Here is a 26028-nt window from a genome sequence, read left to right as displayed (position 1 = left end):
ATGTTAAGAAAAGGCAAAAAAGACACAAAACCAAAGTCTATTCTTGAAGAAGAACAGATGCAAAGTCCTTTCCGGACAATTATCCAGCATCTTTGTGAAAATAAAGTTGCCATGGGATCCGCCATTATCTTCATTGTAATCTTTCTGATGTGCTTTATTCTGCCAATCTGGATGAAGCAGGACCTGAACTTCCAGGATCCGACGCAGAAGAATATCGCACCGGGATTTTCTTTCCTGAGTGTTCCGAAGGAACTGAAAAATAACGCAAAGGAGATTGAAGCGGGTCCGACATTCGGCATTGGGATTGACAACGATGGGGTTGTGTACGAGTGGGGAACTCTTACAGACCGGTTGAAACAAATTCCTGCTGACATGGGAAAAGTAGTAGATATTGCGGTCGGACAGGACCATGTACTGGCCATGAACGAAGAAGGGGAACTCTTTACATGGGGTTACAACCGGATGAACCTGAACCGGATTCCTTCGGAAGTCCAGGGTAAGAAAGTGAAATCCATCGCGGCAGGATATCAGGTGTCCATCGTCGTACTGGAGGATGGAAGCCTTGTGACCTGGGGAAATGAAAATGCGGTAGATATCGTGGCGTCCAAGGCAAAAGATGAGAATGTCAAACTGGTACGAACAAACATCTCTACCGGACTTGCATTGACAGAAGATGGAAGACTGATCCCTCTTGCAAAGAGAGAGACAGCGTTTGACGCGGTACCAGACGAAATTCAGGGAAGAATACAGGATTTTGCTATGACAGATAAGACTGTGTTTGCTCTTCTGGATGATGGTACATTGGCATCCTGGGGCGGCAATGATTACAATATCCAGAAGATTCCGGAAGGTGTGGACGGCCACGTAGTGAGTATTTCCGCAGGAAGAAATCATGTGACGGCTCTTCTGGACGACGGAACAGTGGCATCCTGGGGCGGAAACAATAATAAGCAGTGCAAGGTTCCTTCCGGAGTGAAAAATATCCAGAGGGTATCCAGCAGATACTATCAGAACTATGCCATTGACGAAGACGGAAATGTGACAACGTGGGGACTGAAAGGGTACCTCTTTGGTACAGATAACATGGGAAGAAGCGTTGCTCTTCGTATGCTCAAGGGAGGACAGATGACGATGACTGTCGGCTTTGTTTCCGTTATCATTTCCCTAATTATTGGTATCATTGTCGGAGGTATAGCCGGATATTATGCAGGCAAGGTAGATATTCTTCTTATGCGTGTGGCAGAAGTTGTAGGATCTCTGCCGTTCATTCCTCTGGCACTGATTTTATCGGCTCTCATAGGGAACAAGGTCTCGGAGGTCGGGCGAATTATTATGATTATGGTGATCCTCGGTATTTTAAGCTGGCCTGGTGTGGCTTACATGGTACGTGCCCAGGTACTTGCGGAACGCCAGAAGGAATTCGTCACTGCGGCGAAAGCGCTCGGCGTACGTGAGCGGAATATTATTTTCCGTCATATTGTGCCGAATGTTATGACAATTATCATTGTAAACGCGACCCTTTCTTTTGCAACCTGTATGCTCACAGAGTCCGGACTTTCTTTCCTGGGATTTGGCGTCAGCGAACCGATTCCGTCCTGGGGAAATATGCTGAATGACTGCCGATCCTCGGAAGTCATCTCCCAGTTCTGGTGGAGATGGATATTCCCGTCCATTGCACTTGCTCTGTGTACCATCAGTATCAACCTTTTTGGTGACGGCCTGCGTAAAGCAGTCGATCCAAAATCCAGTGAAAGGTAGGGTGTGTCATGGATTACTTATTAGAAATAGACGATCTACATACATATTTTAAAACGAAAAAAGGAACTGTAAAGGCGGTAAACGGCGTTTCCTACCGAGTGGAAGCCGGAAAGACACTCGGAATTGTCGGAGAATCCGGAAGTGGGAAGAGCGTGTCAGCTATGAGTATCTTAAAGCTTCTGGATGGCAACGGCTATATTGACAGCGGTGAAATCAAATTCAAAGGAAGAAATCTGGTAGAGTGTTCCCAGAATGATATGTACCAGATTCGTGGAAATGAAATCTCCGTCATCTTTCAGGAGCCGATGACGAGCTTAAACCCGGTGTACACCATTGAAAAGCAGCTTAACGAAGTATACCTGACTCATCAGAAGATCTCCAAGGAAGAGGCAAGTAAGAAATCACTGGAGATGCTGAACGCGGTGAAGATTCCGAATGCAAAGTCCATTATGAAGCAGTATCCTCACCAGCTTTCCGGAGGAATGAGGCAGAGGGTTATGATCGCCATGGCGCTTGCCTGTGAGCCAAGCCTTTTGATTGCGGATGAGCCGACGACGGCGCTGGATGTAACGATCCAGGCACAGATCCTGCATTTGATGAATGAGCTGAAACGGGAAAAAGGAACATCCATCCTTTTTATCACCCATGATCTGGGAGTTATCAACGAGATGGCAGACAGTGTGGCGGTCATGTACTGCGGACAGGTTGTGGAGATGTGCGACGCCCATACGATCTTTGCAAGGGATAATGAGTACTCCCATCCGTACACGGAAGGACTGATGACATCCATTCCGCGTTTGGATACGCCGGTGGGAACAAGGCTGGATGCGATTCCAGGTTCCGTTCCCCATCCTTTGGATCTTCCGAAGGGATGCAAGTTTGCGCCGCGCTGCAAATATGCGACGGCAAAATGTATGGAAGAAGAGCCAAAGCTGGAAGAGGTAGAGGGAAATCATTCTGTAAGATGCTTTTATCCGGAGAAGGAGGGGCGCCATGCAACAAAATAATCAAAGCAAAAAAGTACTGCTTAAAATTACCGATCTGAAACAGTGGTTTCCGATTAAGAAAACGAAACTGTTCCAGAAAGAACAGCTCTATGTGCGGGCTAACGACGGTATTACCCTTGATATCTATGAGGGGGAGACGGTGGGCCTGGTAGGAGAATCCGGATGCGGAAAATCGACATTTGGAAGGACACTGCTTCAGCTTTATCCACAGACGGAAGGAAAAACGATGTATTATGGCCGGACTCTTTGGGAGATGGCCCCGGACTATGTGGAACACACGGTGAAAAATATTGTCTCCAGAAAGAAAAAGATCCGGGAACTGGAGCAGAAGACCAGGGAGATGAGAGCAGAATACGAGAAGATGGCGGATGGAGCAGAGAAGTTCAAGAAGCAGGAAACCTGCGAGAAAGTACGCAAAGAGTGTAACCGGGAATTCCTGGATTTGGTACAGATCATCGGTGGATTCTACGCGATTGAGTCTACTCAGGAAGCGGAGCACATGATCCTGAATCAATTCAAAATTGCAAAAGAGCTCCGGGAATTAAAAGAGGATCACGAGAAAAAGGGCAGGGAGAAAGAGATTGGGGAAAAGGAGAGACAACTAAGGGACGCCATGGAAAAAATGGATACGCTCAGAAAAGCATACAGCAAGGATGATGCGTTCCAGAAGTATGAAGAATACCGTGATGACGGCGTGGATCTGGCAAGACTCAAAGCCAACGAGATGCGCGTCCTCAGAAAAGACATGCAGATGATTTTCCAGGATCCGTATTCCTCGCTGAATCCACGTATGACGGTCGGACAGATCATTGGGGAAGGACTGCTGGCTCATGGATTCTTTGAGAAGAATGACGACAAGATGCAGGATTATGTCATGAAGATCATGGAAGAATGTGGTCTTGCGCCGTATATGATCCACCGTTATCCGCATCAGTTCTCAGGTGGTCAAAGACAGCGTATCGGGATCGCCCGGTCACTGGCGCTGAAACCGAAGTTCGTTGTGTGCGACGAGGCTGTATCCGCCCTGGACGTTTCCATCCAATCACAGATTGTCAACCTTTTAAAAGATCTGGGGGGAAAGGAAAATCTGGCATATCTGTTTATCTCTCACGGTCTGAGTGTGGTAAAATATATTAGTGACCGGATCGGTGTCATGTATCTTGGAAATATTGTGGAGCTTGCGACGTCCAAAGGAATGTTCGATCATCCGATGCATCCGTACACAGAAGCGCTGCTCTCCGCAATCCCGACCACAGACCCGGATCACAAGAAGGAAATCGTGCCGCTGGAAGGAGATATTCCAAGCCCGGTACACCCGCCGGAAGGATGTAAATTCCATACGAGATGCAAATACTGTCAGGAAATCTGCAAACATGTGACGCCGGAATTAAGAGAGCTTGAGGAAGGACATTATGTGGCATGTCATTTCCCACTGGAGAAAAAGCAGGAAGAAGTATAATCAGCAGGAAAGGAAACGAGTACAATGTTTGGATTTGGTAAGAACAGCAAAAGAGCGAAAAGGCGCAGGGAACAGGAGGAAAAGCTCAGACGCTTCAAAGAAGAGATCCAGGAAGTCCCGCTTGAGAGAAATGACTATCTGGCGATGGTTCTCGGTGCGTTCTGGGCGCTGTGGCCAGTACTTGCCATCGTCGCCGGTGTGGTACTGTGCGTTGTACTCTTCTTTTTCAGGTAAGGAAGGAGAGGAATATGAAGTTTAGTGAGTTTGTGTACAAAAGGACGGATGTGGACGAGGTGAGAAACCGGATCCGGGAGATCACCGAGGAGCTAAAACACGCGTCTTCACTGGAGGAGCAGATTCAGGCGGTATATAAGATGAACGAGGTGGAAAAGGAGATTTCCACAGCGGACTCCCTTGTCTACATCCGCTATACGATCAACACAAAAAACGAATTCTATGCAAAAGAACGGGAGTACAATGACCGGATCTCCCCGATGCTGGAAGAGGAGTTCCAGAAATACAATGAAGTGCTTTTGCAGTCGAGGTTCCGCAGGGAACTGGAGGAGAAATTTGGCAAGGTACTCTTTCTCAATCTGGAGCTTGCCATGAAAGGGTTTTCCCCGGAGATCACAGAACTTCTCCAGGAAGAGAGCCGGTTACAGACCCAGTATCAGACTCTGCTTGCCGGGGCGCAGATCGAATTTCAGGGAAAGACGTACAATCTTTCCCAGCTCGGACCATATATGCAGAGTACGAACCAGGAAGTAAGAAGAGCGGCCTATGAGGCGTCCGGCAAATTTTTCGATGACAATCAGGGAGAACTTGACGAGATCTTCGATAAGCTTGTCAAAAACCGTACCGAGCAGGCACACCGCCTTGGTATGAAGAGCTTTGTGGAGCTTGGCTATGTGCGCCGCCAGAGAAACTGTTACGCACCGGAAGCAATCGCCGGATTCCGGGAACAGGTGGTAAGAGATCTGGTGCCGGTCGTATGTGAAATTAAGAAGCACCAGGCAGAGTGTATTGGTGTGGAGAAACTGCATATCTATGATGATTCCTTCCGGTATCCGGACGGGAATGCGGTACCGCAGGGATCATACGAAGAAATCATGGAAGCCGGACGAAAGATGTATACGGAAATGTCTCCGGAGACAGCGGATTTCATTAAGATGATGTTTGACCGGGAGCTCTTTGATGTGGTGGCAAAGCCGGGAAAGGCGACAGGAGGATACTGTTGCGATATCCCAGGCTACGGATGTCCGTTTATATTCTCCAATTTCAACGGAACGGCAGGAGATGTGGACGTATTAACCCATGAAGCAGGACATGCATTCGCGGCGTATATGGCGGAGAAGAATATCGACCTGATTGCTACACATCTCCCGTCTATGGAAGCGGCAGAGACTCATTCCATGTCTATGGAGTTTTTCGCGACGCCGTGGTATGGGCTGTTTTTCAAACACCAGACGAAGAAGTATGAAGTGTCCCATCTTGAAGGAACACTGAATTTTATCCCATATGGCTGTTTGGTCGATCATTTCCAGCAGGTTGTATATGAGCACCCGGAAATGACTCCGCAGGAGAGAAATGAAGCATGGCTGAAGCTTGAGAAGATGTACCGTCCTTATCTGCACCTGGAAGGCATCCCATTCTATGAAAGAGGAGCAGGATGGCAGAGACAGAACCATATCTTCGCCACCCCATTTTATTATATTGACTACTGTCTCGCACAGACAGTGGCACTTCAGTTCTGGCTGGAACTCGAGAAAGACTGGAAGAAGGCGTGGGAGAAATACAAACACTTTGTAAAGCGGGGCGGCACAGATACCTTCCTCGGGCTGGTGGAAGGAGCGGGGCTGACTTCCCCGATGGAAGACGGGTGTATTCGTCAGATTGCGGAGTATGCCTCAGCATGGTTGAAAGAGAAAGAAGCTTAAATAACACAAAGTGAACTGATGCAAAGCGCACAGAAAAAGGAACCGGTTGTCTGCCGGTTCCTTCGTTCTGTTTAGGAAACATTTTGAGAGATACACATTAATTAAAAAACTTTTATATAAAATCTTATACAAGAGTTTTTCCAAGTTCTATGCAGGCGTTTTGGGCGTCTGCATCCGGATCTTCATTACAGATCACGGGATCAGAAGAGAGAATGGCTCCATAGCCTTTACAGTCCTCTTCCCAAGTACGCATCCATTCACCGTCTCCCCATCCGTAGGAGCCGAAGAGGGCGATTTTTTTGCCGTTCAGTTTGGATGTACACTCCTGGAACATCGGTTCAAATTCCGATTCCTCAAGCTGCTCGGCACCCATGGACGGACATCCAAAAGCGACAGCGTCGTAGGAATCCATCATGGAAACGTTAAATTCAGAGGCAGTCAGTACCGTGGCTTCTCCGCCGGCAGAAATGATGCCCTCAGCGACTTTCTGCGCCATGGCTTCGGTATGCCCGGTACCGCTCCAGTATACTACAGCAATATGACTCATGTGCGTTTACCTCCTGTCATCAGTCAGTTTCTTAATACGTTTAAATGAATGTTCTATTCACAAGCAGCAACCGTGAGCTGCTGGATAGACCGTTGTCGGTAGTGAAACAGCCTTGTATAGACTTCACGACATTTGATGAATTTCTGAAACAGCTTCAGCGTCTCAGTTTCGTTTTCGTAGACTTTCCAGAATCCGCAGGCGCGGCAGTTCTTTCCATTATTATCAATGAAACCTTTCACATCGCAGTACGGATATCCGAGGAAAAGTCCAATTTCATGTGGAAATCTGTCAGAATTTGCAAGCCTTTTCTTTAATGTATCGATTGCCTTTTCGGCAGTAAATTCTCTGTAACCATAGTTCTTTAAAAAGCCTTTTACACACTCCCGCTGAAAATCGGCCTGTAGTCTGCCGGGACGGCAGACATAAATAAGCGCGTTTTGATTCGTTTCTTTGAGAATGAAAAGAGTAATTCCTTTCGGGTTTAAAGTCCGGTTCCGGTCAGTGACCAACTGCCGGACGTCGTCGCCCGGATCAACCGTATAGGAAAACAGGTTCGCTGTCTTTAAACCAGCCAGGACAGCGGAACAATGTTCGACTAATTTTTGATCAAACATATAAGGCCTCCTTTCAACGGAAGTTAGTAAAAGCTAACTAAGGAAGAAAAAAAGAAACGGATTAGGTATAACTACCCGTTTGTTTTGGTTAGTATTAACTAACTGATGACAGAATATCATGCTATAGAGAGTTTGTCAATACTTATTTAAAAATTTTTTTACTATTCAGCCATTCGTCCTGAAATCGCGAATCCCTGTCGTAAGTCTTGAATCTGAGCTTTATAGCTGAATAGCTACAAATTTGATAAGTAACGTAAAATCCCAAGAATGAGAATATGAGTTTGGAAGGAACACATAAAATAGTTGCAAAACCAGATCAGGACGGATATAATAGAACAGACGAAACGATTGTGCAAAAAAATCGGCAGATAAAACAAATTTAATAAAGGAGTATGAAAAATATGGGTAAATATTTTGGAACGGACGGATTTAGGGGAGAAGCCAACATCGGGCTGACAGTAGAACATGCTTTTAAAGTGGGAAGATATCTCGGATGGTATTTCGGGCAGGAGCACAAGGCACGGATTGTCATCGGAAAAGATACGAGAAGAAGCAGTTATATGTTTGAGTATGCGCTGGCAGCAGGACTAACAGCTTCCGGTGCGGATGCCTATCTGCTTCATGTGACGACGACGCCGAGTGTTTCCTATGTGACGAGTACAGAAGATTTTGACTGCGGAATTATGATTTCAGCCAGCCACAACCCGTTCTATGACAACGGTATCAAGCTGATCAACGGCAAGGGATATAAGATGGAAGCAGAAGTGGAAAACCAGATCGAAGCCTATATCGATGGTGAGACAAAAGAGATTCCGCTGGCAACAAGAGACGGGATCGGACGTACGATCGACTATGCGGCCGGAAGAAACCGTTACATCGGACACCTGATTTCGGTAGCTACCCGTTCTTTTAAAGATATGAAGATCGGCCTGGACTGTGCCAACGGAAGCGCATTTGCCATTGCAAAGAGTGTCTTTGACGCACTTGGTGCGAAGACCTATGTAATCAATAACAATCCGGACGGGACGAATATCAATACGGCCTGCGGTTCCACCCATATGGAAGGACTGATGGCTCACGTCAAGGAGAAACACTTGGATGTGGGATTTGCTTTTGACGGAGATGCGGATCGGTGTCTGGCAGTAGACGAGAACGGCAATCTCATTGACGGCGACTTGATTTTGTACATCTGCGGTAAGTACCTGATGGAACAGGGCAGATTAAATGGAAATACCATCGTGACGACGATCATGTCCAATCTGGGGCTGTATAAGGCGTGTGATAAGATCGGAATGAACTATGAGAAGACGAAAGTCGGAGATAAATACGTCTTTGAAAATATGATGAACAATGGTTATGTGCTCGGGGGAGAGCAGTCCGGCCACATCATTTTCAGCAAGTACGCAAAAACCGGGGACGGTATCCTGACCTCCTTGATGCTGATGGAAGTCATTCTGGAGAAGAAGATGAGCCTTGGAAAGCTTGCGGAGGAAGTGAGGATTTATCCGCAGCTTCTGCAGAATGTAAGGGTGGCGGACAAAAAGACAGCCAGAGAGAATCCAAAGGTCGTGAAAGCCATCGAACATGTTGCGGAAGAGCTTGGCGAGGACGGACGGATTCTCGTACGGGAGAGCGGTACTGAGCCAGTGATCCGCGTGATGGTAGAGGCGTCTGACGACGAGCTATGTGTGAAATACGTGAAAGAAGTCGTGGATGTGATGAGTCGGGAAGGGCTTGTCATCGAATAAACACGAGGGAAGCAGGATGAAATAAAAGAAAAGTAATGGAAGATTGGAAAGATAAAAAGACGTGGGAGGAGCTCCTACGTCTTTTTTCAGGCGATTTTTCGCGTTTAATTTCTGGCAATCTGGTTTTCGTTGCGCCAGGTACGGGGTGAAAGTCCGTATACCTTCTTAAATGCCCGGGAAAAGTGCAGCGGATTGCTGTAGCCAACGGCATTTGCGATATCCTGGATGGAAAATTGGGTCATCTTCAAAAGCTCTGCCGCCTTGATCATCCGGTAGTGGATGAGGAATTCCTGGGGTGTCTGACCCAATGCCTGACGGAAAATAGTGCCGAAGTAACTACGGTTAAGGCCGCACTGTGCGGCAATGTCCTCTACAGAGATATCGTTCTGAAAGTTTTGCTCGATGAACGCCAGCGCCTCTCGCATATAGAAATCCTGAATTTTCCCGTTCTTTCCGACCCGAAACGGTGCCATGGAGCGGGTGAGATAATCAAGGAAGAGAAATCCGTGCCCTAAAATATGCAGAGGGGATTCCTTGGGATGGTGGACGATGTAGAGCATTTCTTCCATCATCTTTTCTCTTAATTCTTTAGAGCGAGAGTGGTAGACCGGATGCTCGGGGGAAAGGCCTGCAAGCTCGACGGACTCTTTGACTCTTAGTCCGTCAAATTCAATCCAGACATATTCCCAAGGGAGTTCCATGTCAGCCCAGTAGGAGCAGACTTGCTGGGGAAACATCATAAAGCCTTCTCCGCTTTTAATATGATACTCGGTGGAGCTGCCTTTTGCGTTTTGGGCAGAGAATACTCCGGTACCTGAAATGACATAATGAAATAGATAATGATCTTTCGCTACAGGACCAAAAGTATGTGCCGGAAAGCATTGCTCCCACCCGGATTGATATAGCGCAAGATCGATAAAATTTTCAAGCGGAAAGACGGAAAATAAGTAGTTATCCATAAAAGCAATACCTCTCTTTTTTGTATTATATACCAAAATGCAAGATGACTTCAATTATATTTAGAAAATCAAGCATTTGGGTATAAAACCAGGATTATCAAGGTATTTTTGCAAGCATATTGCTATGTTATAATAAAAATATCTTAGAGACAAAGACAAGAAAGGAGACAAAATTATGAGAAAGGGGAAAAAAGTGATTGGTGCTGCCCTGGCAGGATGTATGACAGCGTCCATGTTTCTCACTGCGTGCGGAGATGGAAATGAAAACAGTGGGAAAACAGAAATCGAGATCCTGCAGTACAAACCGGAAGCGGCAACCTACTTTGATCAGGTGGAAGAAGAATTCAATGCCACACATGATGACATTCATCTGACCATTGATTCACCGAACGATGCTTCGACTATCATGAGGACACGGTTTATCCGGGAGGACTATCCGGATATTATCGGTATCGGAGGGGATATCAATTATTCCTATTATGTGGATGCGGGTATTCTTGCGGATGTTTCCGACAGTGATGTCATGAGCAATATCAAACAGTCCTACAAGGATATTCTGGAGGCGCTTGAGATTGTTCCGACCGACGGCACCTACGGTATCCCGTATGTGGCAAACGCGGCAGGAATCCTCTACAACCGGGATATGTTTGAGGAACATGGATGGGAGATTCCGACAACATGGAATGAACTGATGACACTCTGTAATGATATTCAGTCTGAAGGCATTCTTCCGTTTTATTTTGGATTTAAAGACACATGGACCTGTCTGGCACCGTGGAATTCCATGGCAGTTGCGCTGGCACCGGCGGATCTGTGTAAACAGGTCAACAGAGGCGAGGCGAACTTCACTGACGAATACAGAGAAGTGGCAGAGAAATATCTGGAACTTCTGGAGTACGGACCGGAAGATCCGTTCGCGTATGGATACAATGACGCATGTACGGCGTTTGCAAACGGGGAATCCGCAATGTACCCGATTGGAAGCTATGCGGTACCGCAGATTCAGCAGGTGAATCCGGATATGAATATTGATTCCTTTGTGACTCCGGCAAGCGACACAAAAGAGGGCAACACACTGAACTCCGGTGTCGATTTGATGTTTGCGGTGACCGAGGCCTGTGAAAACAAGGAAGCAGCCTATAAAGTGCTGGAATTCCTATATGAAGATGAAAATATTCAGGCATATATCGACGACCAGAATGCCATTCCGTGCAAGGAGGGAGACTTTGAGCTTGCTTCCCAGCTGGACGGCATGACAGAGTACATCGAATCCGGCAATATGACAGACTATCAGGATCATTATTATCCTTCCGAGATGGCAGTGGATGCACAGATCCAGACTTTCCTGATCAATAAAGATGTGGATGCGTTCCTGAAGAAGTTCGACAGCGACTGGACAAGATACAACCGGGATATCATCCGGGAAGTACAGGAGTATGAGGAAGAAAACGGGAATGACTAGATAGGGGAAAGGAGAGCAAAAAGATGAGAAAAATGAACGATAGAAACCGTACCTTTCTGTTGATCACGATACCGATTCTGGCATTGTTTATCTGCTTTAACACGGTTCCGCTGATCAGAGGTGTGTACTACAGTTTTACAAACTTTAAAGGATTTGGAGACTATGATATGGTAGGACTTCGAAACTACATGGATCTGTTTACCGATTCCCGTGTGGGAAGATCTTACTGGTTTACCTTCCGGCTTGCAGTCTGCGCAACTATCATCACAAATGTGATCAGCCTGATTCTGGCCCTGGGACTGAACAGTAAAATCCGGGGGAAAAGCTTTTTCAGAGCTGCCTACTTCCTTCCAAACGTACTGGGAGCACTGGTAGTCGGCTACATTTTCAACTATTTCTTTACATATATTCTTCCGGAATTCGGAAAGATGATCGGAAGCGAAGCAATGAGCGGCAGTATGCTGTCCAATGAAAAGACCGCATGGATCGCGGTGGTGATTGTCTGTGCATGGCAGTCCATTGCCATGAATACCATCATTTATATTTCCGGACTTCAGACTGTGCCGGAGGATGTGTACGAGGCAGGATCCCTGGACGGAGCAACGGGATGGAAGAAATTCAAACATCTGACATTCCCGCTGATTATTCCGTTCTTCACCATCAATATGGTTCTCTGTGTGAAGAACTTCCTCATGGTGTTCGACCAGATCATGGCTTTGACAAAGGGAGGTCCTGCGCAGAGCACGGAATCCATCTCCTACCTGATTTACAATAACGGTATGTCAGGCGGACAGTTCGGATTCCAGAGTGCGAACGCGGTTATCTTCTTCATCGTGATCGTGGCAATCTCAGTAGCACAGATGAGCTTTTCAGCACGGAAGGAGGAGCAGTTATAATGAAAGCAAAAGCAGAGCACAAAACAAACTGGACAGTAATGATTCTGTTAATTCTTGGATTAATTACAATTGCGTTTCCGCTTTATATGACAATTATTATTGCATTTAAACAGCCAAGCGAGATGACAAACAGTATTTCCGGGATCTTATCTCTGCCTTCCAGCTGGAGCCTGGATAACTTCAGAGAGGCAATGCGGGTAACGGATTTCTGGAATTCTTTGAAAAACAGCCTGATTATTTCTGTCCTGACAGTGGGACTTTCCATTATCATTCATTCCCTGATGGGATATGCCGTGGGAAGAAATAAAGCACACAGTAAATTTTACAATTTTGTCTATCTGTTTATCGTAAGCGGTATGTTTGTTCCGTTTGCAATCCTGATGATGCCTCTTGCAAAACAGACAGCAGAGATGGGACTTGGAAATTGGGTTGGCGTAATTATCTTATATGTGGTATTCTATATGCCGATGAATGTTTTACTGTATTCCGGATACCTCACCAACATTCCGATTGCACTGGAAGAGGCGGCGCGTGTGGACGGCGCGAGCACATGGAGAACGTACTGGAAAGTCATTTTCCCGATTATGAAGCCGATGCATGCGACGGTAGCTGTTATTACAGCACTTTCTGTATGGAATGACGTGATGACGCCGCTTGTTATCATGGCAGGTACAGGGCAGAATACACTGCCGCTGGCACAGCTGAACTTCCAGACTCAGTTCGGAACCAACTACAACCTGGCATTTGCATCCTATCTTCTGGCATTGATCCCGATCGTGATTTTCTATGTGATCTGCCAGAAACAGATTTTAAATGGTGTTGTGAACGGTGCAGTAAAATAAATATAACTGTACAAGGAGAGCAAAATGGGTATTGGATTTGAGAAAGAGAACAGAATTTTTACATTACAGACAGACCATACAACATATCAGTTTCAGGTAGACGCATACGGATTTCTGCTTCACCTGTATTATGGAAAGACAATTTACGGCGGAATGGATTATCTTCTGACCTATTACGACAGAGGATTTTCCGCCAATCCGTATGACGCCGACCAGGATCGAACCTATTCCATGGACGCTCTGCCGCAGGAGTTCCCGACAAGCGGGACGGGGGATTTCCGGAGTCCGGCTCTTACGATCAAAAACAGCGATGGCACTTACAGCTGCGACCTGCGCTATCAAAGCCATCGGATCACAAAAGGCAAATACGGACTTCCGGGGCTTCCGGCGGTCTATGCGGACGAGGAAGAGGCGGAGACGCTGGAAATTCTGATGGAGGATGCTGTCACAAAGGTACAGGCAGTGCTTTTGTACGGAGTGCTTCCGAAATATGACATCATTACGAGAAGTGTCAGAATCATCAATCAGGGGGAAGATACGATTCATATCAGTAAGGCGGCTTCCGCTTGTCTGGATTTCGTTTCAGGAGACTATGACCTGATCAGCTTCTATGGACGCCATGCCATGGAGCGTAATTTCCAGAGAGTACCGGTAAGCCACGGAAAACAGATTTTACGAAGCCGGAGAGGAACATCCAGCCATCAGTACAATCCGGCCATGATTCTGGCGGGAAAAGATACGACAGAGGAAGCAGGAGACTGCTATGCCATGGTTTTTGTATACAGCGGCTGCTTCAAGGCCGAGGCGGAGAAGGATCAGTTCAACCAGACGAGAGCGCTGATGGGGCTTGCGTCCGAGATATTTTCCTATCCGCTTGGAACGGGAGATAGTTTCGTGATTCCGGAGACGGTAATGACGTATTCTGCAGAAGGACTGTCCGTCCTGTCACACAATCTGCACCGTTGTTTTAGAAACAACCTGTGCAGGGGCAGATGGAAAGATCAGGTCCGCCCGGTTCTTGTAAACAGCTGGGAAGCGGATTACTTTAATTTTACCGGGGAAAGCCTCCTGAGACTTGGAAAACACGCGGCAGAACTTGGAATCGAAATGCTTGTTCTGGATGACGGATGGTTTGGCGAGAGAAATGATGATAATACCAGCCTTGGAGACTGGGTGGTCAATGAAAAGAAGCTGGGATGTACCATGGGAGAACTGATCGACCGGATTCATGATCTGGGACTGAAGTTCGGACTCTGGATTGAACCGGAGATGGTTTCCGAAGACAGCGATCTGTACCGGACACATCCGGACTGGGCACTTCAGATTCCAAAGAGAAATCCGGTGCGGGGAAGAAATCAGCTGGTGCTGGACTTCTCCAGAAAAGAGATCCGGGATCATGTCTTTGACCAGATCTGCGCGGTTCTGGACCAGGGAAATGTAGAATATATCAAATGGGATATGAACCGAAGCCTTTCTGATATTTATTCCTCTGAGACGAAGGAACAGGGAAAGGTGCTTTATGATTATATGCTCGGGGTATACGACTTCCTGGAACGTCTGATCGAGCGGTACCCGGATATGTTGATTGAGGGGTGCAGTGGCGGTGGCGGACGGTTTGACGCCGGAATGCTTTATTACACGCCGCAGATCTGGTGCAGTGATAATACCGATGCGATCGACCGGCTGGAAATCCAGTACGGAACATCCTTTATCTATCCGGCATCCTGCGTCGGTTCTCATGTATCCGCGGTCCCAAATCATCAGACCGGCCGGATCACATCTCTCAATACAAGAGGCGTTGTTGCCATGGCAGGAACATTTGGATATGAACTGAATCTTGGACTCTTAAGCGGGGAAGAAAAGGAAGAAGTCAAAGAACAGGTAAAGAAATTCAAACAATACGCTCCACTCATCCAGAGAGGAGACTACTACCGTCTGTCCAGCCCGCAGAAGGATGAGTTTGGCGCCTGGGCTTTCGTATCGGAGGATCAAAGTGAGGCGCTCATCAGTGTCGTAATGTTAAAACAGCATGGCAATATGACTGTCAACTATGTAAAAATGCGCGGCCTGATTCCGGATGCATTCTATCAGATTGAAGGACATGACCGGATCTACAGCGGGGCTGCATTGATGCAGGCAGGGCTTCCGGTGCCGATTGAGAGCGGAGAGTACCTTGCCTACCAGAGATATTTAAGACGTGTAGAACAATAAAGGGGTTTAAGAATAGTGGGAAGAGCAAAAAAAAGTGATAAAGAATTTCAGGCACGCATGGAGAAGCATCAGGACGAACTGAAATGGCTTTATATGGAGCTGTATCAGAATGAAGACATGTATGCGGAACTGTGCAGCCGGATGTATCAATATTATACAGAAAGAAAAGCAGCGTTGAAAAAGCGGGATCGCGAGCGGGAAGTACATCCGGACTGGTACCGCAGGAAGGATATGCTTGGCATGATGCTCTACATCGACAATTTTGCCGGCAATCTGAAAGGAGTGCAGAAAAAGCTCGACTATATCAAAGAGAGTAATGTCTCCTTCATTCATCTGATGCCGTTTCTTGATACCGTAAAAGGAAAATCCGACGGCGGATATGCAGTGGCAGACTTCCGGAAAGTCCGCCCGGATCTGGGAACCATGGATGATCTGGCAAGACTTGCCGCCAAATGCCATAACATGGGAATCGATGTGTGCATGGATTTCGTCATGAACCATACATCCGAGGAACATGAATGGGCTGTCCGCGCAAGAAACGGCGAAGGCGAGTATATGAGCCGGTATTTCTTCTACGACAATGCCTGGATTCCGGAACAGTTTGAAAAGACCGTGCCGCAGGTATTCCCGACGACGGCGCCGGGGAATTTTACCTGGATTCCGGAGATCGGACACTATGTGATGACGACCTTCTATCCATATCAGTGGGATTTAAATTACGGAAATCCAAGGGTATTTAACGAAATGATGTATAATTTCCTCTTCTTTGCCAATCAGGGAATGGATATCATCCGGATTGACGCGGTTCCATATATCTGGAAAGAGATGGGAACATCCTGCCGGAACTTAAAACAGGTACATACTATTGTACGGATGATGCGAATGATCGGAGAGATCGTCTGCCCGGCCGTGGCACTTCTGGGAGAAGTAGTCATGGAACCGGAAAAGGTCGTACCATACTTTGGGACTGTGGACAAACCGGAATGTCACATGCTTTACAATGTGACAACCATGGCAACCACCTGGCACACCGTGGCTGTACACGACATCAGACTGCTGAAAAAGCAGCTTGACATTGTAAACCGCCTTCCAAAGGAATATACCTTCCTGAATTATCTCCGCTGCCACGACGACATCGGATGGGGCCTGGATTACGACACACTGAAACAATGGCAGATGGAGGAAATTCCACACAAACAGTACCTGAACGATTACTTCACCGGAAAGTATCCGGGAAGCGAAAGCAGAGGAGAACTCTACAACGATGACCCCGTGACAAAAGACGCCAGATTCTGCGGAACAACCGCATCCATGTGCGGCATCGAAAGCGCCGGGTTTGAACAGGATAAAGAAAAAATGGAAAAAGCCGTCCGCAAAGATCTCATGCTCCACGCCTACATGTTCATGCAGGCCGGCATCCCGATGATCTACAGCGGAGACGAAATCGGGCAGGTCAACGACTACACCTATAAAGAAGACGAAGAGAAAAAAACGGACTCCCGGTATATCCACAGAGGCACCTTCAAATGGGATCTCGCCCAAAACAGGGATGACCAGAACACCGTAGAAGGACAAATCTTCCAGACCCTCTCCTACATGGAAAAAATAAGAGCACAGGAAGATATCCTCGGACCGGAAGCAGAAGTCACCACCTGGGACACCGGAGACCAGGAAGTCCTCGGAATCATCCGGAAACACAACGGAAAAAGTCTCACAGGCCTTTTCAACTTTAACAATTGTAAAAAACAGTTAACACTTCCGGAAGAAGGGATCTACCACGAACTCTTCACAGGCGAAATCCTGGAAAACGGCACAATTACACTGCCCGAATACGGATTCACATGGTGCATAAAACAATAGATTTTATTTTTGGGGACGTGTTCCGATGCATCGGAACACGTCCCCAATGGAAAAAGTGTGACAAATATGAAGTGAATATTGTAAATGTTGAGATTCTGTTACGCCTGGGCGTAATGGAATTTTTTTAGTGTTTGTGTGTTACACACCGTTGTCCGGGTTACAGGAATCCGCCGTCGAACCCGATGATCTGTCCGGTCATGTAGGCGGGTGCGTTGAGGGTGTTCCAGATCATCCGGGCTGCTTCTTCGGGTGAGGCGAAGTAGCCGGCCGGGATCTCCTCTGCGAGGGCGCGTCGTTCTTCGGCATCGAGCATCCGGTTCATGTCGGTGTCAATGACGCCGAAAGCGATGGCGTTGACCTGGATATTGCTTGGAGCGAGTTCTTTGGCGAGGGCCTGGGTCAGTCCCTGGATGCCGGCTTTGGATGCGGAGTAGGCTGCTTCGCAGGATGCGCCGCTTCGTCCCCACATGGAGGAGACGTTGAGTATTTTTCCGGATTTTTTGGACACCATATGAGGGATGGCTTCCCGGCAGCAGTAAAAGGCGGAGGAGAGGTTGGTGGCGATCAGGCGGCTCCACTCCTCATCGGTCATGTCGCTCAGAAGGCCGATGTGGGAAATGCCTGCATTGTTGATCAGGATGTCGAGTCCTCCGTCTGTATGTTCGGAACTGGCAATCGTTGCGAAGATTTTACGGACCTGGTCAGGGTTGCCGACATCCCCCGGGCAGAGTTCGCAGGAGCCGCCTGGAATCGAGAGAATTTCCCGGCGGACTTCCTCCAGTGCTTCTATATGATGTGCGCTGTTTAAGAAAATATGAAAACCGTGTCCGGCAAGGAGAAGGGCGCATGCCCGTCCGATGCCTCTGGAAGCTCCGGTAATCAGTACACCTGATTTTTGTTTCATCTTAGATATCCCCTTTTTGAACATTTTTTGCATATATGTTGACATTACATATATGTTGACATCATCCAGTATACGTCAGAAGTGACATGTATGAAAGAAAAAACTTGATTTTATTTTTCAAAGTGGTAACCTTAAAGTGTAAATGCAAACAGATGGAAAGGAAATCAAATATGATGATAGACCGGGCAATCGAATTTGCGACAAAGGCACACGAAGGACAGTTTCGAAAAGGGACCAGGCGTCCTTATATCGTTCATCCGATTGAAGTGGGAGATATCGTCTCGACGATGACAACCGATGAAGAGGTGATCAGCGCGGCGATTCTGCACGATACGATCGAGGACTGCAAGGGGGTGACGCGGGAGGTCCTTGCGGAGAATTTTTCGGAGCGTGTTGCATCGCTGGTTGCCCAGGAGAGCGAGGACAAATCCAAATCATGGATGGAGAGGAAAGGTTCGACCATCGAGCGGATCCGGACGGCGTCTTTTGAGGTGCAGATGATCGGGCTTGCGGACAAGCTTTCCAATATGCGGGATATTGACCGTGACTATCCGGTGGTCGGCGAAGACTTGTGGAACCGTTTCCGTATGAAGGATAAAAAAACAATTGGCTGGTATTACAGGGGAATTCAGGAGGCACTGCGGGAGAGATTTGCCAGAGTGCCGGCGTATGAAGAGTACTGCCATCTGGTGGACCGCCATTTTGGCGAGAACTGACAGAAAATGTGATAGATCAAAAAACAGCAGGTGAAGAAGTGGTATGATGCCCAGGCAGGACATTCACTTCCGCACCTGCTGTTTTCTTCCCTGAATATGTTATGTTACTGCGCTGCAGGCCGAAATGCCATCTTTTTAAAGGCTGCCGTAAGGACAAGCCCTTTGAAAATACTGGAAATCGTAATACTCCACCAGATTCCGTTCAGTCCGAGCGGCGTAGAGATCAAAAGCAGGGCAAGAGGAATTCTTGCTGTCGTAAGCGTGATGCTGACGACAGACGGAGGAAGTGTCCGCCCAAGCCCGGAAAATGCTCCGGCGGTCGTGATTTCCATACACATGAACAGCTGTGAGACCCCGAGGATCTGCAGGTAAGCCACTCCCATCGGGAGGACGTCCGCCTCCGGAATGAAAATCCGGAAAATCGGCGCCGGAAAGACGATCAGGACGATCGTACAGAAGACACCCCACAGCAGGACGACCACCATAGAGCAACGGTAGCCTTTCTTTGCCCTTGCAGCATTGCCTGCGCCGAAATTCTGGGCGATAAAAGAATTGACCGCGGCGGCGAATCCATCCGACGTCATCCAGGAAATAGACTCGATCTGAGAGCCGACTTTCTGGACAGCCACGGCTGAATCTCCGAATCCGGCAACAATCCGGGCGATTACCATGGAAATGCCGGTGAAAATCATGCTCTGGACAGAAGAAGGCAGTCCGATACGGATCAGCTCTTTTAGCACAGAAAGCTGAGGCTTTGTAAAAAAGTGAAGATTCATAAAAATATCCGGCTCTTTACGGACGGAAAGCAGGAAAACGACGGTGACCACAGCCTGGGCAAATACTGTGGCAATTGCAGCACCTGCCACATCAAGTTTCGGAAACGGACCGATGCCGAAGATCAGAACCGGATCCAGAACGATGTTGATGATAAGACCGGCAGCGGTTGCGAGAAAGGAAGTACGGCTGTTGCCCATGGCAGTCAGAATTCCTGTAAAAACCTGATTTAAAAAGGAAAAAACGACAAGCCCGCAGGTGATGGCAAGATAAATTTCTGCATTCTGAATGACTGCCGGAGAATTCAGCCGGAAAAATCCGATCAGCGGCTTTTGAAAAAGAAGGCAGATGATGCCGTAGGCAAGTCCGAGAATCAGGGAAAGCTGGATCGCATTCCGGGCATAGCCGCATGCCTCGGTCCGTTCGCCGGCGCCAAGAGAATGTCCGACCTTGACCTGTCCGCCCATTTTTGCAAGTACAGTGATTCCATTCGCAAACCACATGTACATGCCGGCAGCCCCGACAGATGCGACCGCGTCACTGCTGATTCTTCCGATCCAGATCATATCGGTGAGATTGTATGCCATCTGGACAAGAGATGTCGCCATAATCGGGAGAGCAAGTCTGGTCAGTGACGGGAAAACCGGTCCGTTCAGTAAATCAATCTTTTGTCTCATTTGTAATCCCCCATTTGTAAAAGCTTTATTGCAATCAGGCCTTGTGGCCGAATATCTACATTTTATCATAAAAGGATGCAAAATCCTATAAGCCGGTTGATTTCCGGCCGGAATTTCCTTATACTAAAATCATAGAATAATCCCCATCCGGACATCCGGTGGGGCTTTTCACTGATGGAACGAAGTATGTAAAGAGAGGAAAACCAAATGAAGAAAATATTGATGATTGGAACCGGAGGGACGATTGCCTCAAAGCAGACGGAAAACGGACTGGCCCCGGGCCTGACGCCGAATGACATTCTGGCCTGCATTCCTCAGGTGAAACATGTATGTGGGGTGGAGACGCTGCAGGTGTGCAATATCGACAGTACCAATGTAACACCGGAGCACTGGAAGCTGATGGTGGAAGCGGTGGAGAAGCACTACGATGCCTATGACGGGTTTGTGATCTGCCATGGAACCGACACCCTTGCCTACACAGCGGCGGCGCTTTCCTATATGATTCAGAACTCCCCAAAGCCGATTGTCGTGACCGGAGCACAGAAGCCGATCAATATGGACGTGACGGATGCAAAGACCAATCTGCTGGACAGCTTTATCTACGCGGCGGATGACGATTCCGAAGATGTCAGCATCGTGTTTGACGGCAAAGTCATTATCGGAACAAGGGCGAAAAAGGAGCGGGCAAAAAGCTACAATGCATTTTCCAGCATTAATTTCCCGTACCCGGCTGTGATTCAGGACGGTCAGGTGATCCGGTACATCCCGCCGGTACGGCATAAGGGAGAAGTACGGTTTTACCATGACATGAAAGATAGTGTTTATGTGCTGAAACTGGTTCCGGGCATGCGAAGCGGCGTGCTGACTCAGATTCTGGAACAGTATGACTGTGTCGTGATCGAGAGCTTTGGCGTAGGCGGACTTCCGGACAGCATTACTGCGGAAGTCTATGAGGGAATGAAGAAGTGGAAAAAAGAAGGAAAACTGATTGTCATGACGACACAGGTTGTAAGTGAAGGAAGCAATATGACAGTCTACGAGGTCGGAAAAAAGGTAAAGCAGGATTTTGATCTTCTGGAAGCCTATGACATGACACTGGAGGCTACGATTACAAAACTCATGTGGCTGATGGCGCGGCCGGCAAAAGATTATGAGGAAATCAAAAAACGATTCTACAGAATGATTAATCACGATATCCTGTTCGCGGGATTCAGAGAGGATAAGTAAAAGAGTATGGGAAAACGGGAACTAATGCGGGACAGATTGAAGACGCTGTCCGATGAAGCCTATAAGGAATTCAACGACCGGATTTTAAATGCACCGTCCATGCCGACGCTTGGCATCCGGATACCGAAGCTTCGGGAACTTGCAAAAGAAGCGGCAAAAGAGCCGGAGGGCGGATGGCTTGATGAAATGCTCCGGGATCATGGGAGCTGCGTCTATCAGGAAGAGCACATGCTCTTTGGGATGGCTTCCGGATACAGAAAAGCATCCAGAGAAGAACATGCGGCCATGCTCGATATCTGGGTACCGGGAGTTCTGTCCTGGGCGGACTGTGATTGCAGCACTTCCACGTATAAATGGATGGAAAAGGATCCGGAATTCTGGTTTTCCTATCTGGAAAAATGGCTGAACAGCAGCCGGGAATTTGAGCTCCGGTTTGGTGTAATCGCACTGATGGACCATTTCCTGAATGACCGGTATATAGATGAAGTACTGCGCCGGTATGCGGATATCAGGTCAGAAGACTATTATGTCCGGATGGGGATCGCCTGGGGCGTGGCAACCGCATATGTGAAGTACCCGGAAAAAGTACTTGGACTTCTGAAAGAAAAGAAGCTGGATATCTGGACCCACAACAAGGCGATCCAGAAATGCAGAGAGTCGAGACGGGTCAGCGCTCAGGACAAGGAAATGCTTAATGCACTGAAACGAAAACAGGAGGAAGAACATGGGAATACCAGGATTTGACACCGTCTTTCTGGATCTGGACGGAACGCTCATCGATTCGGAGCCGGGAATAATCAATTCAGTAGTCTACGCTCTGAAAAAATTTGGAATTGAAAAGGAACGAAAGGAACTGCTTCCGTTTATCGGGCCTCCGCTTCTCACTTCGTTCCAGAAATACACCGGGCTGAGTGAAACAGAGGCAAGAAAAGCGGTGGAATATTACAGGGAAAATTTCGGAACAAAAGGTGTGTATGAGTACCGTCTGTACGACGGGGTGGAAACCATGCTGCGGGAGCTCAAAGAAGCAGGCTTCCGCATTGTCATGGCCACCTCCAAGCCGGAACATTATGCCGGAATCATTGCCAGAGATGCCGGGATTGAGTTATACTTCACTTACATCTGCGGGGCGACCATGGATGAGAGCAGGCTGACAAAAGAAGATGTCATTGCCTATGCGCTGGAAACTTGCGGAAAAAAAACGGGAGATCCATCGGTTATCATGGTGGGGGACAGGGAACATGACATACTTGGCGCCAGGACATTCGGACTTGCCTCAGCCGGAGTCCTCTACGGATTCGGAAGCCGGAAGGAGCTGGAGGCGGCCGGAGCGGATATGATTTTTGACTCGGTCGAAGAATTGAAAGAGTTTCTGAAGGGAGAGGCCTAGAACCTTAAGATTCCATGAAAATTCCATGAACTCCTTGACAAACCGGGGGCTGATGACTATGATTATCATAGTTTCATATTTAAAGGTGTTGATAAAGAGGAGTACACACCTGCCCTTGACAGAGAGAATTACCCGCTGGCTGGAAGGTGATTACAAGAAGGAGTTGTGGAAGGTAGCTTTGGAGCCGGATGTCTGAATGTGTCCGATTGAGAGAAAGGACAGTAGGAGATCCCGGAGTAGTTCCCGTTATAGAACGAAGAGATATACATCTGTCAGAGAGGACAGGTGTATAAAAAAGGTGGTACCGCGTTTTGACGCCCTTTACATATGTAAAGGGCGTTTTGTTATTCACAGGAACGCTTGAAATGAGGAGGTAATGATGAGCAGACAGTTGGACAAAACGTACAATCCGAAGGAGATTGAACCGAAGCTTTATGAAAAATGGTGTGAGAACAAGTATTTTCACGCAGAAGTAGACAGGAGCAGAAAGCCGTTTACGACGGTGATGCCGCCGCCGAATATCACAGGAAAGCTGCACATGGGACATGCCCTGGACAATACGCTTCAGGATATCCTGATCCGTTATAAGAGAATGCAGGGATACAATGCCCTCTGGATTCCGGGTACGGACCATGCGGCGATCTCCACCGAAGTTAAGGTGACGAATCAGTTAAAAGAAGAAGGCATCGACAAGAGGGAGCTTGGAAGAGAAGGCTTTCTGGACCGTGTCTGGGAGTGGAAAGAGGAGTATGCAGGGACGATTGAATCCCAGTTAAAGAAACTTGGCGTATCCTGTGACTGGGACAGAGAGCGGTTCACGATGGACGAAGGATGCAGCAGGGCTGTAGAGGAAGTGTTCGTACGCCTTTATGAAAAAGGATATATCTACAAAGGTTCCCGGATCATCAACTGGTGTCCGGTATGCCAGACATCCCTTTCCGATGCGGAAGTAGAGCATGAGGAACAGGCCGGACATTTCTGGCACATCCGTTATCCGATCGTAGGCACGGACAGAAGCCTTGTGATCGCGACGACACGTCCGGAGACGATGCTTGGAGATACTGCGATTGTAGTAAATCCGGAAGATGAACGTTATACCGATATTATTGGAAAGAAAGCGCTTCTGCCGCTTGTAAATAAGGAAATCCCGATCATTGCGGATGCCTATGTAGACAAGGAATTCGGAACCGGTGCAATGAAAGTGACTCCGGCACATGACCCGAACGACTTCGAGATCGGAAAGAGACACGGTCTGGAAGAGATCAACATCATGAATGATGATGCGACGATCAATGAAAACGGCGGCAAGTACGCAGGTATGGGACGCTACGAAGCAAGAGAAGCGATCGTGCAGGATCTGAAAGACCAGGGATATCTGGTAAAAGTGGAAGATTATGCACATAATGTAGGTGTACACGAGAGATGTAAGCAGACGGTCGAGCCGTTAATCAAGCAGCAGTGGTTTGTCAAGATGGAAGAGCTTGCAAAGCCGGCCATCAAAGCACTGGAAACAGGAGAGTTAAAGCTGATTCCGGAACGTATGAACAAAATATACCTGCAGTGGCTGAACAATATCCGTGACTGGTGTATTTCCAGACAGATCTGGTGGGGACACCGGATTCCGGCATACTACTGCGACGAATGCGGCGAAATGATTGTACAAAGAGGCGGAGCTCCGGCCGTATGCCCGAAATGCGGATGCACGCACTTTACACAGGATGAGGATACACTGGATACCTGGTTCTCCTCCGCACTGTGGCCGTTCTCCACACTTGGATGGCCGGATCAGACAGAGGAGCTGGATTACTTCTATCCGACAGATGTCCTTGTAACCGGATATGACATCATCTTCTTCTGGGTAATCCGTATGGTATTCTCAGGATTTGAGCAGACCGGAAAATGCCCGTTCCACACGGTATTCTTCCACGGTCTGATCCGGGATGACCAGGGAAGAAAGATGAGCAAGTCGCTTGGAAACGGGATCGATCCGCTGGAAATCATCGACGAGTACGGTGCTGATGCGCTCCGTCTTACGGTGGTGACAGGAAACGCGCCTGGAAACGATATGCGTTTCTATAAAGAAAAAGTAGAAGCAAACCGTAACTTTGCAAACAAAGTATGGAACGCTTCCAGGTTTATCCTGATGAATATGGAAGATAAAGTGATCAGCCGTCCGGATGCCCAGGATCTGACAGCAGCTGACAGGTGGATCCTTTCCAGAGCAAATCGTCTGATCAAAGATGTGACGGAAAACATGGATAAATTTGAACTGGGAATTGCAGTACAGAAAGTATACGACTTTATCTGGGATGAATTCTGTGACTGGTACATCGAGATGGCAAAATACCGTATTTACCATTCCGATGAAAATTATAAGGCAGCCAATGCAGCGCTTTGGACCTTGAAAACGGTTCTTGCGGACGCGCTTAAACTTCTGCATCCGTATATGCCGTTTGTGACAGAGGAAATCTACAGCGCCCTTGTTCCGTCAGAAGAATCTCTGATGATGTCTGACTGGCCGGAATATGATGAAGCACTGAACTTCCCGGAGGAAGAAAATATCGTTGATCATGTCAAGGATATTGTAAGGGGTGTAAGAAATGCACGTGCTGAGATGAACGTGCCAAACAGCCGGAAGGCAAAAGTATTTATTGTTTGTGAGAATGAGACACTTTGTGAGGGGTTTGAAACATTAAAAGAATCAGTGAAACCATTGATGAATGCAAGCGATCTCATCATTCAGGGAACGAAAGAGGGAATCTCTGAGGATGCGGTTTCTATTGTAGTTCCGGATGGAGCAGTGTATATGCCGCTTGAGGATCTGATTGATTTTGAACAGGAGAAGGAACGTCTCTTAAAAGAAGAAGAAAAGCTGAAAAAAGAACTTGCCCGTGTAAACGGCATGCTGAACAATGAGAAATTCATGAGTAAGGCGCCGGAGGCAAAGGTCAATGAAGAGCGGGCCAAGCTGGAAAAATATACACAGATGATGGAACAGGTTCAGGAACGTCTTGCATCGATCATGAAATAGCAGACAAGG

The 26028-nt window shown here is 47.7% G+C and carries 20 protein-coding genes, 2 pseudogenes and 1 other annotated feature; of the genes and pseudogenes, 17 read left to right on the top strand and 5 right to left on the bottom strand.

The window, feature by feature from the left end; genetic code table 11:
* The 6 genes and pseudogenes from B5G11_RS10685 (at position 1) to B5G11_RS10665 (ending at position 6161) form a co-directional block, all read left to right on the top strand.
* Positions 1–1758, top strand: coding sequence for an ABC transporter permease subunit (locus B5G11_RS10685; protein WP_048620442.1), 1758 nt, complete (start codon positions 1–3; stop codon positions 1756–1758).
* Positions 1759–1766: 8 nt separating this feature from the next.
* Positions 1767–2765 carry an ABC transporter ATP-binding protein gene (locus B5G11_RS10680; protein WP_024733401.1) on the top strand — a complete coding sequence of 333 codons (999 nt, stop codon included), beginning with the start codon at positions 1767–1769 and terminating at the stop codon, positions 2763–2765.
* A pseudogene (locus B5G11_RS16760) lies at positions 2752–3180 on the top strand (ATP-binding cassette domain-containing protein); the annotation flags it as partial. The gene B5G11_RS10680 and the pseudogene B5G11_RS16760, both read left to right, overlap by 14 nt.
* A gap of 276 nt (positions 3181–3456) precedes the next feature.
* Positions 3457–4224: pseudogene (locus B5G11_RS16755) on the top strand (oligopeptide/dipeptide ABC transporter ATP-binding protein); the annotation flags it as partial.
* Between the two features lie 24 nt (positions 4225–4248).
* On the top strand, positions 4249–4458 hold the full coding sequence (locus B5G11_RS10670) for a hypothetical protein (RefSeq protein ID WP_024733399.1): 210 nt from the start codon (positions 4249–4251) through the stop codon (positions 4456–4458).
* A 14-nt stretch (positions 4459–4472) separates the two neighbouring features.
* Positions 4473–6161 (top strand): M3 family oligoendopeptidase, encoded by a 1689-nt coding sequence (locus B5G11_RS10665; RefSeq protein WP_087167729.1) that lies wholly within the window; start codon positions 4473–4475, stop codon positions 6159–6161.
* Between the two features lie 124 nt (positions 6162–6285).
* Here the strand turns inward: B5G11_RS10665 and B5G11_RS10660 are convergent, their stop codons facing one another.
* A complete protein-coding gene (locus B5G11_RS10660) occupies positions 6286–6708 on the bottom strand; it encodes a flavodoxin (RefSeq protein WP_048620440.1) in 423 nt (140 codons plus the stop codon).
* Positions 6709–6761: 53 nt separating this feature from the next.
* Complete coding sequence (locus B5G11_RS10655; protein WP_087167728.1) at positions 6762–7322, bottom strand: DUF3793 family protein; 561 nt, start codon at positions 7320–7322, stop codon at positions 6762–6764.
* Between the two features lie 401 nt (positions 7323–7723).
* Between B5G11_RS10655 and glmM the strand changes: the two genes are divergently transcribed.
* Positions 7724–9070, top strand: a complete 1347-nt coding sequence (gene glmM / locus B5G11_RS10650) for a phosphoglucosamine mutase (protein WP_048620438.1) — start codon at positions 7724–7726, stop codon at positions 9068–9070.
* Between the two features lie 104 nt (positions 9071–9174).
* Here glmM and B5G11_RS10645 read toward each other — a convergent pair whose 3' ends face one another.
* The gene (locus B5G11_RS10645) at positions 9175–10029 is read right to left on the bottom strand and encodes an AraC family transcriptional regulator (protein WP_087253457.1); all 855 of its coding nucleotides are present in this window, start codon (positions 10027–10029) and stop codon (positions 9175–9177) included.
* Positions 10030–10204: 175 nt separating this feature from the next.
* On the opposite strand from B5G11_RS10645, the gene B5G11_RS10640 reads away from it, so the two are divergent.
* From B5G11_RS10640 to B5G11_RS10620, 5 genes are read left to right on the top strand one after another with little or no spacing between them, the layout of a single operon-like run.
* Entirely contained in the window at positions 10205–11491 is a 1287-nt protein-coding gene (locus B5G11_RS10640) for an extracellular solute-binding protein (RefSeq protein ID WP_087253455.1), read from the top strand.
* 32 nt (positions 11492–11523) lie between these two features.
* Complete coding sequence (locus B5G11_RS10635) at positions 11524–12387, top strand: sugar ABC transporter permease (protein ID WP_343215503.1); 864 nt, start codon at positions 11524–11526, stop codon at positions 12385–12387.
* Positions 12387–13229, top strand: a complete 843-nt coding sequence (locus B5G11_RS10630) for a carbohydrate ABC transporter permease (protein WP_087253451.1) — start codon at positions 12387–12389, stop codon at positions 13227–13229. Before B5G11_RS10635 ends, B5G11_RS10630 begins: the two co-directional genes overlap by 1 nt.
* A gap of 24 nt (positions 13230–13253) precedes the next feature.
* Complete coding sequence (locus tag B5G11_RS10625) at positions 13254–15440, top strand: alpha-galactosidase (protein ID WP_087253449.1); 2187 nt, start codon at positions 13254–13256, stop codon at positions 15438–15440.
* A gap of 57 nt (positions 15441–15497) precedes the next feature.
* The gene (locus B5G11_RS10620) at positions 15498–17300 is read left to right on the top strand and encodes an alpha-amylase family protein (protein WP_087253519.1); all 1803 of its coding nucleotides are present in this window, start codon (positions 15498–15500) and stop codon (positions 17298–17300) included.
* Between the two features lie 157 nt (positions 17301–17457).
* On the opposite strand, the gene B5G11_RS10615 is transcribed toward B5G11_RS10620, so the two are convergent.
* A complete protein-coding gene (locus B5G11_RS10615) occupies positions 17458–18204 on the bottom strand; it encodes an SDR family NAD(P)-dependent oxidoreductase (RefSeq protein WP_087253447.1) in 747 nt (248 codons plus the stop codon).
* A gap of 152 nt (positions 18205–18356) precedes the next feature.
* On the opposite strand from B5G11_RS10615, the gene B5G11_RS10610 reads away from it, so the two are divergent.
* The gene (locus B5G11_RS10610; protein WP_343215502.1) at positions 18357–18920 is read left to right on the top strand and encodes an HD domain-containing protein; all 564 of its coding nucleotides are present in this window, start codon (positions 18357–18359) and stop codon (positions 18918–18920) included.
* Positions 18921–19024: 104 nt separating this feature from the next.
* On the opposite strand, the gene B5G11_RS10605 is transcribed toward B5G11_RS10610, so the two are convergent.
* Positions 19025–20371 carry an MATE family efflux transporter gene (locus tag B5G11_RS10605; RefSeq protein WP_087167720.1) on the bottom strand — a complete coding sequence of 449 codons (1347 nt, stop codon included), beginning with the start codon at positions 20369–20371 and terminating at the stop codon, positions 19025–19027.
* Between the two features lie 207 nt (positions 20372–20578).
* On the opposite strand from B5G11_RS10605, the gene B5G11_RS10600 reads away from it, so the two are divergent.
* The 4 genes from B5G11_RS10600 to B5G11_RS10585 all read left to right on the top strand — a co-directional run bounded on the left by B5G11_RS10600 (position 20579) and on the right by B5G11_RS10585 (position 26019).
* Positions 20579–21598 carry an asparaginase gene (locus tag B5G11_RS10600; RefSeq protein ID WP_087253445.1) on the top strand — a complete coding sequence of 340 codons (1020 nt, stop codon included), beginning with the start codon at positions 20579–20581 and terminating at the stop codon, positions 21596–21598.
* Between the two features lie 24 nt (positions 21599–21622).
* Entirely contained in the window at positions 21623–22342 is a 720-nt protein-coding gene (locus B5G11_RS10595; protein ID WP_158099261.1) for a DNA alkylation repair protein, read from the top strand.
* A complete protein-coding gene (locus tag B5G11_RS10590) occupies positions 22323–22988 on the top strand; it encodes an HAD hydrolase-like protein (RefSeq protein WP_087253441.1) in 666 nt (221 codons plus the stop codon). Before B5G11_RS10595 ends, B5G11_RS10590 begins: the two co-directional genes overlap by 20 nt.
* A 79-nt stretch (positions 22989–23067) precedes the next feature.
* Positions 23068–23313, top strand: a binding site (T-box leader).
* Positions 23314–23367: 54 nt separating this feature from the next.
* Entirely contained in the window at positions 23368–26019 is a 2652-nt protein-coding gene (locus B5G11_RS10585; protein WP_087253439.1) for a valine--tRNA ligase, read from the top strand.
* The last annotated feature ends 9 nt before the right edge of the window (positions 26020–26028 follow it).

The sequence above is a fragment of the Drancourtella sp. An57 genome, assembly GCF_002161525.1.
In the GTDB taxonomy this organism is placed as follows: domain Bacteria; phylum Bacillota; class Clostridia; order Lachnospirales; family Lachnospiraceae; genus Sellimonas; species Sellimonas catena.
The sequence above is the reverse complement of the archived record's forward strand: the minus strand, read 5'-3'. Positions and strand labels throughout refer to the sequence as shown.

Coding starts and splice junctions, on each gene's coding strand:
- B5G11_RS10625 (WP_087253449.1), top strand. CDS start 13,254: ATGGGTATTGGATTTGAGAAAGAGAACAGAATTTTTACATTACAGACA.
- B5G11_RS10665 (WP_087167729.1), top strand. CDS start 4,473: ATGAAGTTTAGTGAGTTTGTGTACAAAAGGACGGATGTGGACGAGGTG.
- B5G11_RS10585 (WP_087253439.1), top strand. CDS start 23,368: ATGAGCAGACAGTTGGACAAAACGTACAATCCGAAGGAGATTGAACCG.
- B5G11_RS10590 (WP_087253441.1), top strand. CDS start 22,323: ATGGGAATACCAGGATTTGACACCGTCTTTCTGGATCTGGACGGAACG.
- B5G11_RS10615 (WP_087253447.1), bottom strand. CDS start 18,204: ATGAAACAAAAATCAGGTGTACTGATTACCGGAGCTTCCAGAGGCATC.
- B5G11_RS10635 (WP_343215503.1), top strand. CDS start 11,524: ATGAACGATAGAAACCGTACCTTTCTGTTGATCACGATACCGATTCTG.
- B5G11_RS10630 (WP_087253451.1), top strand. CDS start 12,387: ATGAAAGCAAAAGCAGAGCACAAAACAAACTGGACAGTAATGATTCTG.
- B5G11_RS10685 (WP_048620442.1), top strand. CDS start 1: ATGTTAAGAAAAGGCAAAAAAGACACAAAACCAAAGTCTATTCTTGAA.
- B5G11_RS10600 (WP_087253445.1), top strand. CDS start 20,579: ATGAAGAAAATATTGATGATTGGAACCGGAGGGACGATTGCCTCAAAG.
- B5G11_RS10660 (WP_048620440.1), bottom strand. CDS start 6,708: ATGAGTCATATTGCTGTAGTATACTGGAGCGGTACCGGGCATACCGAA.
- B5G11_RS10610 (WP_343215502.1), top strand. CDS start 18,357: ATGGAAAGGAAATCAAATATGATGATAGACCGGGCAATCGAATTTGCG.
- B5G11_RS10620 (WP_087253519.1), top strand. CDS start 15,498: ATGGAGAAGCATCAGGACGAACTGAAATGGCTTTATATGGAGCTGTAT.
- B5G11_RS10645 (WP_087253457.1), bottom strand. CDS start 10,029: ATGGATAACTACTTATTTTCCGTCTTTCCGCTTGAAAATTTTATCGAT.
- B5G11_RS10670 (WP_024733399.1), top strand. CDS start 4,249: ATGTTTGGATTTGGTAAGAACAGCAAAAGAGCGAAAAGGCGCAGGGAA.
- B5G11_RS10605 (WP_087167720.1), bottom strand. CDS start 20,371: ATGAGACAAAAGATTGATTTACTGAACGGACCGGTTTTCCCGTCACTG.
- B5G11_RS10595 (WP_158099261.1), top strand. CDS start 21,623: ATGCGGGACAGATTGAAGACGCTGTCCGATGAAGCCTATAAGGAATTC.
- B5G11_RS10680 (WP_024733401.1), top strand. CDS start 1,767: ATGGATTACTTATTAGAAATAGACGATCTACATACATATTTTAAAACG.
- B5G11_RS10655 (WP_087167728.1), bottom strand. CDS start 7,322: ATGTTTGATCAAAAATTAGTCGAACATTGTTCCGCTGTCCTGGCTGGT.
- B5G11_RS10640 (WP_087253455.1), top strand. CDS start 10,205: ATGAGAAAGGGGAAAAAAGTGATTGGTGCTGCCCTGGCAGGATGTATG.
- glmM (WP_048620438.1), top strand. CDS start 7,724: ATGGGTAAATATTTTGGAACGGACGGATTTAGGGGAGAAGCCAACATC.